Source organism: Gilliamella sp. Pra-s52, assembly GCF_009795805.1.
Lineage (GTDB): Bacteria > Pseudomonadota > Gammaproteobacteria > Enterobacterales > Orbaceae > Gilliamella.
In genome coordinates this window covers 18,271-29,839 of the sequence record NZ_WTEY01000019.1, presented here as the reverse complement: position 1 = coordinate 29,839, position 11,569 = coordinate 18,271, and the positions used below count along the sequence as shown (strand labels likewise).

At 33.7% G+C, this 11,569-nt stretch carries 13 protein-coding genes and 1 pseudogene; 12 read left to right on the top strand and 2 right to left on the bottom strand.

Annotated elements, in window-relative coordinates; genetic code table 11:
• The 7 genes from GQ594_RS10775 to GQ594_RS10745 form a co-directional block, all read left to right on the top strand.
• On the top strand, positions 1 to 712 hold a 712-nt coding region (locus tag GQ594_RS10775), incomplete at its 5' end, for a glycoside hydrolase family 19 protein (RefSeq protein WP_202112589.1).
• A gap of 207 nt (positions 713 to 919) precedes the next feature.
• On the top strand, positions 920 to 1,651 hold the full coding sequence (locus GQ594_RS10770) for a hypothetical protein (RefSeq protein WP_160413060.1): 732 nt from the start codon (positions 920 to 922) through the stop codon (positions 1,649 to 1,651).
• Positions 1,652 to 1,796: 145 nt separating this feature from the next.
• A complete protein-coding gene (locus GQ594_RS10765) occupies positions 1,797 to 3,290 on the top strand; it encodes a hypothetical protein (RefSeq protein ID WP_160413058.1) in 1,494 nt (497 codons plus the stop codon).
• A gap of 5 nt (positions 3,291 to 3,295) precedes the next feature.
• Positions 3,296 to 3,916, top strand: coding sequence for a L,D-transpeptidase (locus GQ594_RS10760; RefSeq protein ID WP_160413056.1), 621 nt, complete (start codon positions 3,296 to 3,298; stop codon positions 3,914 to 3,916).
• A gap of 45 nt (positions 3,917 to 3,961) precedes the next feature.
• The gene (locus GQ594_RS10755) at positions 3,962 to 5,128 is read left to right on the top strand and encodes a hypothetical protein (RefSeq protein WP_160413054.1); all 1,167 of its coding nucleotides are present in this window, start codon (positions 3,962 to 3,964) and stop codon (positions 5,126 to 5,128) included.
• A gap of 69 nt (positions 5,129 to 5,197) precedes the next feature.
• A complete protein-coding gene (locus tag GQ594_RS10750; RefSeq protein WP_160413052.1) occupies positions 5,198 to 5,752 on the top strand; it encodes a hypothetical protein in 555 nt (184 codons plus the stop codon).
• 78 nt (positions 5,753 to 5,830) lie between these two features.
• Entirely contained in the window at positions 5,831 to 6,364 is a 534-nt protein-coding gene (locus GQ594_RS10745; RefSeq protein ID WP_160413050.1) for an SH3 domain-containing protein, read from the top strand.
• Positions 6,365 to 6,677: 313 nt separating this feature from the next.
• Here the strand turns inward: GQ594_RS10745 and GQ594_RS10740 are convergent, their stop codons facing one another.
• Positions 6,678 to 6,848 carry an integrase core domain-containing protein gene (locus tag GQ594_RS10740; RefSeq protein WP_160413048.1) on the bottom strand — a complete coding sequence of 57 codons (171 nt, stop codon included), beginning with the start codon at positions 6,846 to 6,848 and terminating at the stop codon, positions 6,678 to 6,680.
• Between the two features lie 364 nt (positions 6,849 to 7,212).
• On the opposite strand from GQ594_RS10740, the gene GQ594_RS10735 reads away from it, so the two are divergent.
• From GQ594_RS10735 to GQ594_RS12500, 4 genes are read left to right on the top strand one after another with little or no spacing between them, the layout of a single operon-like run.
• Positions 7,213 to 7,380, top strand: coding sequence for a transposase (locus GQ594_RS10735; RefSeq protein ID WP_160411230.1), 168 nt, complete (start codon positions 7,213 to 7,215; stop codon positions 7,378 to 7,380).
• Positions 7,381 to 7,400: 20 nt separating this feature from the next.
• Positions 7,401 to 7,562 carry a hypothetical protein gene (locus tag GQ594_RS10730; RefSeq protein WP_160411231.1) on the top strand — a complete coding sequence of 54 codons (162 nt, stop codon included), beginning with the start codon at positions 7,401 to 7,403 and terminating at the stop codon, positions 7,560 to 7,562.
• A gap of 60 nt (positions 7,563 to 7,622) precedes the next feature.
• Positions 7,623 to 8,006, top strand: coding sequence for a DDE-type integrase/transposase/recombinase (locus GQ594_RS10725; RefSeq protein WP_160411232.1), 384 nt, complete (start codon positions 7,623 to 7,625; stop codon positions 8,004 to 8,006).
• A gap of 9 nt (positions 8,007 to 8,015) precedes the next feature.
• A complete protein-coding gene (locus GQ594_RS12500) occupies positions 8,016 to 8,195 on the top strand; it encodes an integrase core domain-containing protein (protein WP_442903520.1) in 180 nt (59 codons plus the stop codon).
• Positions 8,196 to 8,297: 102 nt separating this feature from the next.
• Here GQ594_RS12500 and GQ594_RS12215 read toward each other — a convergent pair.
• A pseudogene (locus tag GQ594_RS12215) lies at positions 8,298 to 8,471 on the bottom strand (transposase); the annotation flags it as partial.
• Between the two features lie 198 nt (positions 8,472 to 8,669).
• On the opposite strand from GQ594_RS12215, the gene GQ594_RS10715 reads away from it, so the two are divergent.
• Positions 8,670 to 11,528, top strand: a complete 2,859-nt coding sequence (locus GQ594_RS10715) for a valine--tRNA ligase (RefSeq protein ID WP_160411234.1) — start codon at positions 8,670 to 8,672, stop codon at positions 11,526 to 11,528.
• The last annotated feature ends 41 nt before the right edge of the window (positions 11,529 to 11,569 follow it).

The window sequence follows — 11,569 nt, the reverse complement described above, 5'->3', positions numbered from 1 at the left end:
AAAACAAGTAACAGCTTGGGAAAAGACCAAAGAGAAGATAAAAAAGATGTTATGGTGGGATGATGTAGCTAAAGGCTTAGCGAAGTTAAACCAACAAAACGACACGCCCCCAGAAAATGGCGAGGCAACCAATGCCACAACCGCTACAACCACCGCAACAGACACCACCCCACCGGCCACACTTAGCGCTGACGGCAAGGCATGGTTTATTCATCCTGTTCAAATTATGAGTATTGTTAATGAAAAATATCAAATAACTACAGACTTTCTTGAAAAAGTGATGAATAAAACTGGAAAGTGGTTTAATGGAAAAGGCGGAGGAAAAACCTTTGAAGAAAACTTTAGACTAAATTATCCAGATGTTTATCAGATTGATAAAACTCTTTTTGTATCGCTATTAAATAACTCATTGAAAAAATTTAATATTATAACTCCATATCAAAAAGCTCATTTTTTAGCACAATGTTTTCATGAATCGGCAGGATTTGAATCAACATTGGAATTTTCCTCAGGGAATAACTATGAACCAGGTGTTCATAAAGATGCTATTAAGAATGGAAATACAAAAAAAGGGGATGGACCTAAATACAAGGGTAGAGGTTTGATACAACTTACATGGAAGAATAATTATAGTAAATTTTCCAATTACGAAGGTGTTGATTTTGTAGCAAATCCAGATTTGATAGCACAAAATATGAAATACATCAATTGATGTATCTTGTTGGTTCTGGCGTTTTAATGGCGGTATATATAAAAAATATAATGCTAATGGAGATATTAATATACTTATTGATAATGAAAAAGATAATGTGACATTGGTAACGAAGGCTATAAATGGCGGTACAAACGGTTTGGAGCATAGAATTAGTATTTTTAATAAAATAAAAGAAGAATGGGAATTAGAGTAATGATTAAAAACATGAAATTATTAAAAATATCAATATTATTTTTTTATTTCCTAACGACACGCTCATATGGAAATATAGAATTTAATAAAATAAAACAATCAATTTATCATTGTTTTGATAATAGTTCTGATTGTCAACAAATTAAAGTACCCATAGAGTTGAATGATGAAATTGATGAGTCAATCTTATCAATTGACAAATTTTTTGGTCAAAATTATTTATTGATGACATTAAAATATAATTCTACACCTAATAAGTGTTATTCGCTTTATGAAATAAAAAATCATATTATTCAAACTAAAGAGAAACAAATTTTAAGCGATGGTTCTCAGTTATGCGATTATAAGAAAACCAATGATCAATTAATTAATCGTTTTCTTGATGGAGGGAAGTGGTATGAAAAACTTTATAAAGAAAAGGAGAAATATTATCAAATAATATTAGAAGATCAATGTATTGGTTGTGATATGGTGCAACGTAAAATTTATAATAAAAATTTAAATTATTTATTGGTGACAAATGAGCATAATCTTTTTGATAGAAAACCAATAATTAAAAAGATAGCTGTTAAACAGGCTTATTTATATGATGATGCTTTGGAAAAATCAAAAACTAAAATGTATTTAATTGAAGATGACAAGGTAGAACTATTACAGTACCGAGACGATTTTTATCAAATTCGATATTTAACTAGAACCCAGAAGTTAATTGTTAAATGGGTTCATTCGTCTGCTTTACTGTAAATACCCCATAGTTAGTACAAAACTGACGTAGAAAATGCACTACGATAAAAGTAAAAGAGAATTTGAATATGAAAAAAATGACAGAATACAAAATCGTATTGATATTAAAAGAAGCAGAAGCTAGCATTCCTGTTAAATAGCTTTGATGTATCGGATTAAAGCGGGTGATTTAGTGGGGCATATAGGTCATAACCAAAATAAAGGTATTACTAAAAAAACCGATAAAGATGGTAAGTATATTGATATAGACACTTTGCCAGAAAAGTCAAAAGATAAAGAATTCTGCGCTCATTTACATGTTGAGTGTTTCACCTGTGAAGACTTACCAAGTTATATTACTCAAACGCAAGCGGAAGCGAGTAAAACCGCAGAAGAAGACAAAACATTTGTTGGCATAGCGAAACAAACCAAACTACTGGAAAAAGAAGCAGCATCAGATACGACAGTGGGTAAACCCTATGCAAAGACCAAGATAAAGATACTCAGTCAAGATGTCAAGGTTGCTTGGTTACAGATTGAAATTTATTCATCAGAAACAGAAAAAAAGACATTATGGATAAAAAACGAAGCCGCTATAGCCAAAGTGGCCAAACCTAATGGAGAGTTATCTTTAGCAGAAAGTACAGTGGCGTGGACTAAGCACCCTTTACAAGCAAGCAATATAGCAAGTAGTACACTGATTGTGGGCATAGCATCATTAGTCAATATGAATGATGCTAAGTTATCGCTAAGAGACAATCGAGCAATTGATGCACAAAATAATGTGTGGTTAAAAATTGATGTACTTGATGATAAAAACCGAAAAAGAAGTGGTTGGGTGTTAGTGAATGGCGAAGGCGCTAAAAGGGTATGTTGTTGGGATTGGTTTGATTTTACACAAATAAAAGAGACGGGCACACTAAAGGAAATCTACCTTGATGCAGACAAATCCTTAAAACGCAATAAAGACAACCATTCCTTATCAGGATATAAACCAACGATAAAAGAAACATTATCCATTCTTGATAAACAATACCTTGTTGAAGCAAATGCCTATGCAAGTATAAAAGAAGCGTGTTTTCTAGGTATTGTAAATAAACCGATATTGTACTCGGCATTAAATCGCTTATTAATCAATTATAAAAGCGAATGGTACAGTAACGTTGATGCAGAGGGAAAACTGCCGGAATGGGAAGAATTAAACAGCGAGATGACCGAAGATGCTAAAAATCTATTAGGTTATTTACAAACGGGTGATGAAGCAAAATTTGAGGCATATTTAAGTAGTGTCGGTAAAGCAAAGGACTCGCCTGAAGCGAAAGGGTTTGAAACATTAAGACGAGAAATAAGCCGTTTTCCTGCAGATTATAAAGAATCCCCCTCGAAAAAGCTGACTGAAGCGCAGTTTGAATCTTATGCCAAAATGGAAGCATTAGAAAAACAAGTAACAGCTTGGGAAAAGACCAAAGAGAAAATAAAAAAGATGTTGTGGTGGGATGATGTAGCTAAAGGCTTAGCGAAGTTAAACCAACAAAACGACACGCCCCCAGAAAATGGCGAGGCAACCAATGCCACAACCGCTACAACCACCGCAACAGACACCCCCCCCCACCGGCCACGCTTAGTGCTGATGGCAAGGCGTGGTTTATTCATCCGGTAGCGATGATGGATTACTTTAAAATACCTAAAGCAAGGACTACTTTTGATGGTCAATATATTGCTGAGAATAATGAAGTGTATATCAATATAATTGTACCCCAACATCGTGGGTTAGAAGGTCCTTTAATTGTATTTGATGAAAATACAATTTATTATAAAACTCATGCACTTTGCCTTGGCTCTAATTCTAACCGGACTAAAGTAAATGGTGATGGTGACACACCTACAGGCAGAGCAATTACATCATATTATCCAGACAGACATAAAGGGGAATGGAGTTTTGGTAATTATGGATTCATTGAGTTGACAGGGGAAAGTGGGGAGTTTTTAACTGCAACTAACAATGGACGAGCAGGAATAGGTATTCACTGTGGACATACATCAGGATATTATAGGAAATCTTTGGAAGATTTAGGTAATTTGATGAACACTCATGGTTGTATTCGAGTTTATAATGCCGCTATGAAAGAGTTAGGTGAATTGTATACTAAATTTAAGAAGGAAGGGAAAAAAATATATTGTTATATTGAAGATTATAATGGTGATATTAAAGATGTCTATCAACATTATGAATTCGACTCTGATCCAAAAGATGCTGTCAGAAGTGGGAGGGTTACAACACAATGATACTAAATAAAATATCTTTTTTATGTTTTTTTAGTGTTTTTTACGTTGATAGTTTCAGCTCAAACTGAAGATTTAGAACAATTGAAACATAAATGGGCAGAAAGAGATTTTGCCGAAGAGGTTGGTATCGTTTCTAAATTTCTCAGAAGTAAAGGATATGAAATACCAACAGAAAAAGAATTTAGACAAAGGATTTTAGATTATTTTGGAATTGATTTTGATACAATAACATTTGACTGTCAATATTTGCTTAGTAAATATGGTTATAGCTGTTTTACCAAAAATGGACGTTTTCTACTTACATATAGTGAATCATTTCTTGTTAGCGAATACAAAGGATTAGATGTTCCTCTTACTCCTAAACAAGGATTAGAATTACTAAATACGCCATATAATGCATTTTCTCCTCATCTTATTGCTTATAATAAATTGCTTTTTAATGATAATGTTGATTTTTATGTTAAAGAGTATTTTAAAAAAAATCGTGCTAGTTCCCTTCAAGAAGTTGTGGTTTATTTTAATTATGAAAAAAATAATGTGCTATATGAATTAGTATTGCCAGTATGGGATGATGATTTAACAAATATTTGGCATTTTATTTTTTATAATAATTATAAAAAAGGGTATCGAAAACGCTTGTTAAATGATTTGTATATACAATCAGGTGAAAAAGTTATTACAACGTTATTAAAAGCTTTGGCAGATAACTGGGATACTTATCAGAAAGGAATTTCCATCTCGAATGACAAGAAAATTAGAATTGAACCAGTATCTCAAGATAAAGCATTGTTACACCTTATTAAATTGCAAAGTCAACATATTACAGATGGTGTAACATTAGAAAATAGCCAGAGTAAAGCATACCAATATTTAAGAGATTTTTTCAAAAAAGATAATCAACTTGAATTAAGACTTAAAGAAAATAATTATTATAATATGGGTTTAATTGTATTAACTAACGAACAAAAAGTTATTTCTGATGGTCAAAATATATTAATTGAAAATCATTATATTACAAAATCAAATGATGGTTATATTAATTTTCGTCAAGAGCCAAGTTCTAATTCAATAGTGATCAACAAATTACCAAATAATACAGAAGTGATTAAAATGAGTACGCAAGGTGAATGGTTATATATAAAATTAGCCCAAAAACCTTGGGCTAAGGGTTATATTCACCTTAGTCAATTAGAATATAAAGATATTTACTAATTCAATGCTATTGTTAGTGAAGATAACCTACTAACTATATTAATTTTAATAAATTAAATGGATTACATCATGATGATTAATAAAGTAGGAAAAAATTTAATTATTGTTCTCGCTTTTTTTTTAATGGTCACATTAACCAATGCTCAAGCGGATGTTAAATCAGCAAATAACTTGATTGAAAAAATTGACATAATGTCAGAACTGCTAAAACATGAAAATTATCAAGCTCTGGATTTAGATAAATTTAAAGAAAAAGTTAACGATTATTTTGGTTCAGATATAGATGTAATAACAGATAGTTATTGTCAAAATCATAGTAAACAAAAGCAAAATTATGGTATGACAAACATGGGAAGATTTTTTTATTCATGTATACTGTTAAATTTATTTTCAAACAAAATATTAGATAACTCATCAAATGAGTACACTCAACAACTAATAGCTTACAATAAATTACTTTTTAATGATGACGATTCAGCTAAAAAATATTTATTGAATAAGAAATATGATTATTTGCCCGAGATTGTGTTTAACTTTAATTATGAAAAAGACGCTTTACTATATGAAACCGCAGTAGCTAATCCATATGTAAATCAGGAAGATGAATGGCACTTTCTATTTTAGAATAACTCATCAAAAGGATACAGAAAGCGTTTTTTAAATGATAGGTTATTGGATAAATCCTATTTTCGCAGTTTACTAATGTCTTTATTTACTAACTGGAATGTTGTACAGAAAGACACTGGTATACAAGGAAAAAAAGTAACCATCCTTCAAACTGCTAAGGATAAGGCATTAATTCATCTGATTAAATATCGAAGCTATTTACAAACTGATGGTGAATCATTAGAAAGAAGCCAGCACTTAGCATATGAGTATCTTACTGATTTCTTTAGTAAAGATAAACAATTGAAAGATAGGTTGGAGAAAAATAATTATTACAATATGGGAATAAAAGTATTAGTAGATGAACAAAAAATTATTTCAAACAACCATAATGAAATACTAGAAAATCATTATTATACCAAATCTTCCGAAAAGCATACAAATCTATTGCAAAAACCTGACTCAAGATCATCTATTCTTATGAAATTATCAAATGGTACTGATGTAATAAAGTTGTACCAAAAAACTACAGAAAGTGAAAAGAATAATGAATGGTTATATGTTAAATTGGCAAGAGATCAATCAATACATGGTTATATACATCTGAGTTGTTTGGAATATAGACAATAATGTTTTTATAGTAAGAATGAATTAGTTTAGCAGTAAATTGGATAGTATATTGAAAATGCTTTTATTTTTATTAAGAAGACATAGTTTCGATTTGCCAAATCAAATCTTGACAGTAATGATTTACAATACATAGGCAATAATCGCTACAAACGGGTCCAAACAAAATACCTGTATAAATCGGGATACCATCTAAACAAAGAAAGTAACCAATTTGAATATAAAAAAGAAAGAGCGTACAAACCTAAAGAAATAAAAGCCTGTCGAAATTATATTTGTAAATATCCCAAACTTAGTACACAACTCACGTAGAAAATTAAGCTGCTTGTTTTAGAGTTTTATACTCAATCGGTGTCATGTTATTTAATGCCTCATGTGGTCTTTCGGTGTTATAAATCGTTAACCATTCTTCGGTTATTCTCCTTGCTTGCACTAAGTTGTTAAAAATAGATAAATTGTAGTAGCTCAAACTTAATCTGACAAACACCTATTACTCATCGGCTTTCATTTTAACAAAATGCCTGTTCGATGAACAAAATAAATTCTCCAATTGCTTTCCCTGAACCAATACTTTTGCATCATTCCAGTGTCTTTCCATAACAATATTTTCCAGAGTGTGCTCTTTCTCGATTGTAAAACTCAAGCCATTGTTCAATATCTTTTAGATTAAGATAAAGTTCATGAGTATTGTAACTATCCCCTAAAATAGTACAGCAAAAAAGTAGAAAATTCTCTATGATAAAAGAAAAGGGGATTTAATTATGAAAAAAATGACTGAACATCAAATCGTCACTATTTTAAAAGAAGCTGAAGCGGGTATTCCGGTTAAAGAACTGTGCCGTAAATAGGGCATGGATAATTCAACTTTCTATAAATGGCGGGAAAAATACGGCGGAATGGAAACTTCGGATATCAAACGCTTAAAGGAGCTGGAGGCTGAAAACCGCAAGCTTAAGCAGATGTTTGCCGAACTGAGTTTAAAATCCCAGTTTCAGGAAGAAATCATAAAAAAGCTTTAGTGCCCACAAAGACACGTAAAATGTGGGCACAGCAACTACAACAAAATTATTTAGTTACTATTGCTATGAGTTGTGCCATTGTTGGCTTAAGCCGTTGTGTTTACTATTATAAACTTAAGTTACAGGATGATTTGGTGATTGTTTCGGTGTTGAATGCTATCACAGACCGGCATTTACGCTAGGGCTTTCCTAAATGTTTTAATCGTATCAAAAAGCTCGGCTATAAATGGAATCATAAACGAGTGTATTGTCAATTAACGCTTAATCTCAGGGTAAAGCGTAAAAAACGCACTCCTCCACGATGCCTAGAAAGACTATTAGTCCCCAATAAACAAGGTGAATGTTGGTCAATGGATTTTATGAGTGACAGTAGCCGTAATCAACGTCGCTTTAGAACCTTCAATGTCATCGATGACTTTAATCGCGAGGCGTTAGGGATTGATATTGCGGTCAGTTTACCGGCTGGCCGGATTACCCGTTATCTGGATAAACTGGCTGAATATCATGGTTATCCACGCAAAATACGAGTAGATAATGGTCCGGAATTCACCGGAAACACGTTTACTAATTGGGCAAAAACACATGGTATAACCATAGATTATATTCAACCAGGCAGTCCATATTAAAACGGCTATATTGAACAATTTAACCATTCGTACCATACAGAGATATTGGATTTATATCTATTTAATCATCTGGAACAGACAAGGAAGGTAACCGAAGAATGGCTGACCATTTATAACACTGAAAGACCGCATGAGGCATTAAATAATATGACGCCGATTGAGTATAAAACACTAAAACAAGCAGCTTAATTTTCTACGTGAGTTGTGTACTAAGTTTGGGATATTTACATCTCCTTTATTGAGGATTTATCATACCGCTAAGAATGTCTACAAGAAAAGTATACCGTTACAATCGAGTTCTTTTAAATGTTTGATATCTGAGCTTTCCATACCACCATATTTTTCTCGCCATTTATAAAAAGTCGAGTTGCCCATGCCCTATTTACAGCAAATCACTTTAACGGGAAGGCCGGCTTCTGCTTCTTTTAATATCGATACGATTTGGTGCTCTGTCATCTTTTTCATGTTTCAATCCTCTTTTACTTTTCTCATAGAGAATTTTCTACTTTTTTGCTGTGCTGTTTTTTGGGGTATTTACATAAGATCGTTAAAGATAAATTAAATCCACTTAGATTATCGTTGTGCTAATTTATTGTTTTTCTATTTTACTGTAGAATAGAAGTTATTTCTATTATGCCCTAGATCAGGATTGATGCTTTAATTATGAAAAACACAACTTATAATCCACACGAAATTGAGCAACCCATTTATCAACATTGGGAAGAAAGCGGATACTTTAAGCCTAATGGTGACAAATCACAGCCAAGTTATTGTATTGCTATTCCACCACCGAATGTGACGGGTAGTTTACATATGGGACATGCTTTCCAACAAACAATTATGGATGCCTTGATTCGTTATCACCGTATGCAAGGGCATAATACCCTTTGGCAATCAGGAACTGATCATGCTGGTATTGCAACGCAAATGGTGGTAGAGCGTAAAATTGCCGCTGAAGAAAACAAAACCCGCCATGATTATGGTCGAGATGCTTTTATTGACAAGATTTGGCAATGGAAAGCTGAATCCGGCGGTAGCATTACAAAACAGATGCGTCGTTTAGGGGATTCGGTTGATTGGGATCGTGAACGATTCACTATGGATGACGGTTTATCAAACGCCGTAAAAGAAGTTTTTGTTCGACTATATCAAGAAAACCTTATCTATCGCGGCAAACGTTTAGTTAATTGGGATCCTAAATTACGCACGGCGATCTCAGATCTTGAAGTTGAAAATCGAGAAGTTAAAGGCTCAATGTGGCATTTGCGTTATCCATTAGCAGATGGAGCCAAAACAGCTGATGGTAAAGATTATTTAGTTGTTGCAACTACTCGCCCAGAAACCTTATTTGGTGATACTGGGGTTGCAGTTAATCCTGAAGATCCACGCTATAAAGATTTGATTGGCCAATATGTGATATTACCGTTTGTTAATCGCCGTATTCCTATTGTTGGTGATGAACATGCTGATATGACAAAAGGTACAGGGTGCGTAAAAATTACGCCAGCTCACGATTTTAATGACTATGAAGTAGGGCGACGTCATCAATTACCGATGATCAATATCTTAACCTTTGATGGTGATATTCGTCAGCAAGTTGAAGTGTTTGATACTAATGGTGAACCAAGTGATGCTTACGAACCAACTATTCCTGCTCAATTCCAAAATCTAGAGCGTTTTGCTGCTCGTAAAGCGGTTGTGGCAGAATGTGAATCACTAGGTATTTTAGAAAAAATTGAACCTCATGATTTAACTGTTCCTTATGGTGATCGTGGTGGTGTTGTTATTGAACCTATGCTAACTGATCAATGGTATGTGTGTGCAAAAGTGCTTGCCGAGCCTGCGATCGATGCTGTAAAAAACGGCGATATCCAATTTGTACCAAAACAGTATGAAAACATGTATTTTTCTTGGATGAATGATATCCAAGATTGGTGTATTTCGCGTCAATTATGGTGGGGACACCGTATTCCTGCTTGGTATGATAAACAAGGTAATGTTTATGTTGGCCGAGATGAAGCCGAGGTTCGCCGTGAAAATAACCTTGCTGATGATATTGAACTGAAACAAGATGACGATGTGCTTGATACTTGGTTCTCATCAGCGCTTTGGACGTTTTCAACGCTAGGTTGGCCAAGTAATACTGATGATTTAGCCACATTCCACCCAACGAATGTGCTTGTAACTGGTTTTGACATCATTTTCTTCTGGGTTGCCAGAATGATTATGATGACCATGCACTTTATTAAAGATGAACAGGGTAAACCACAAGTTCCTTTTAAAACCGTGTATGTTACAGGCTTAATTCGTGATGAAGAAGGACAAAAAATGTCAAAATCTAAAGGAAACGTAATTGATCCTTTAGATATGATTGATGGCATCTCTCTGCCTGCATTATTAGAAAAACGTACAGGCAATATGATGCAACCTCAATTGGCTGAAAAAATCGCTAAACGAACTCAAAAGCAGTTTCCTAATGGCATTGAGGCTCATGGTACTGATGCATTGCGCTTTACGTTAGCTGCCTTGGCATCGACAGGGCGAGATATCAATTGGGATCTAAAACGATTAGAAGGTTATCGAAACTTCTGTAACAAACTTTGGAATGCTAGCCGTTATGTGTTAATAAATACAGAAGGACACGATTGCGGATTCAATGGCGGAGATTTAGATTATTCTCTTGCTGATAAATGGGTTTTAGCTGAATTTAACCAAACCGTTAAATCTTATCGTGAAGCATTTGATACCTACCGATTTGATTTAGCCGCAAATATTTTATATGAATTTACTTGGAACCAATTTTGTGACTGGTATTTAGAACTAACCAAATCCATTTTAGCCAATGGCGAACAATCACAACAACGTGCAGCTCGTCATACATTAGTGACAGTATTAGAGGCGCTATTACGTCTAGCTCATCCAATTATTCCATTTATTACGGAAGAAATTTGGCAAAATGTAAAAGGATTAATGCACATAACTGCTGACACTATTATGTTACAACCAATGCCTGCTTTTGATAAACAACATGTAAATGACGAAGCGGTAGCAGATATTAATTGGATAAAAGATGTGGTAATTGCTGTGCGAAATATTCGTGCAGAAATGAATATTGCACCAAGTAAACCATTGCAATTACTAATTAGAAAGGCCTCATCAACGGTACATCGAATTATTAGTGACAATATCAACTCTATTGAATCACTAGCAAGATTATCCGAAATAGTTTTACTTGATGAAGGTGAAGTAGGGCCATTGTCTGTCACTAAACTAGTGGATGGTGCTGAGTTGCTTATCCCAATGGCTGGATTAATTAATAAAGAAAGCGAACTTGCGCGTTTAGAAAAAGAAATTGAGCGAATTAATGGCGAAATTTCTCGTATTGAAAACAAACTATCTAACGCAAGCTTTGTTGATAAAGCACCCGCAGCAGTGGTTGCGAAAGAAAAGGAAAAACAACAAGCTTATATTGACGATAAAGCCAAGTTGCAAGAGCAGTATACCGCGATAAAAAATCTTTAAGTTTTTTAAAATTAAAAACCTCTCACTTGAGAGGTTTTTAA

Coding starts and splice junctions, on each gene's coding strand:
- GQ594_RS10770 (WP_160413060.1), top strand. CDS start 920: ATGAAATTATTAAAAATATCAATATTATTTTTTTATTTCCTAACGACA.
- GQ594_RS10730 (WP_160411231.1), top strand. CDS start 7,401: ATGTGGGCACAGCAACTACAACAAAATTATTTAGTTACTATTGCTATG.
- GQ594_RS10715 (WP_160411234.1), top strand. CDS start 8,670: ATGAAAAACACAACTTATAATCCACACGAAATTGAGCAACCCATTTAT.
- GQ594_RS10760 (WP_160413056.1), top strand. CDS start 3,296: ATGGATTACTTTAAAATACCTAAAGCAAGGACTACTTTTGATGGTCAA.
- GQ594_RS10735 (WP_160411230.1), top strand. CDS start 7,213: ATGGATAATTCAACTTTCTATAAATGGCGGGAAAAATACGGCGGAATG.
- GQ594_RS10750 (WP_160413052.1), top strand. CDS start 5,198: ATGATGATTAATAAAGTAGGAAAAAATTTAATTATTGTTCTCGCTTTT.
- GQ594_RS10745 (WP_160413050.1), top strand. CDS start 5,831: ATGTCTTTATTTACTAACTGGAATGTTGTACAGAAAGACACTGGTATA.
- GQ594_RS10765 (WP_160413058.1), top strand. CDS start 1,797: ATGTATCGGATTAAAGCGGGTGATTTAGTGGGGCATATAGGTCATAAC.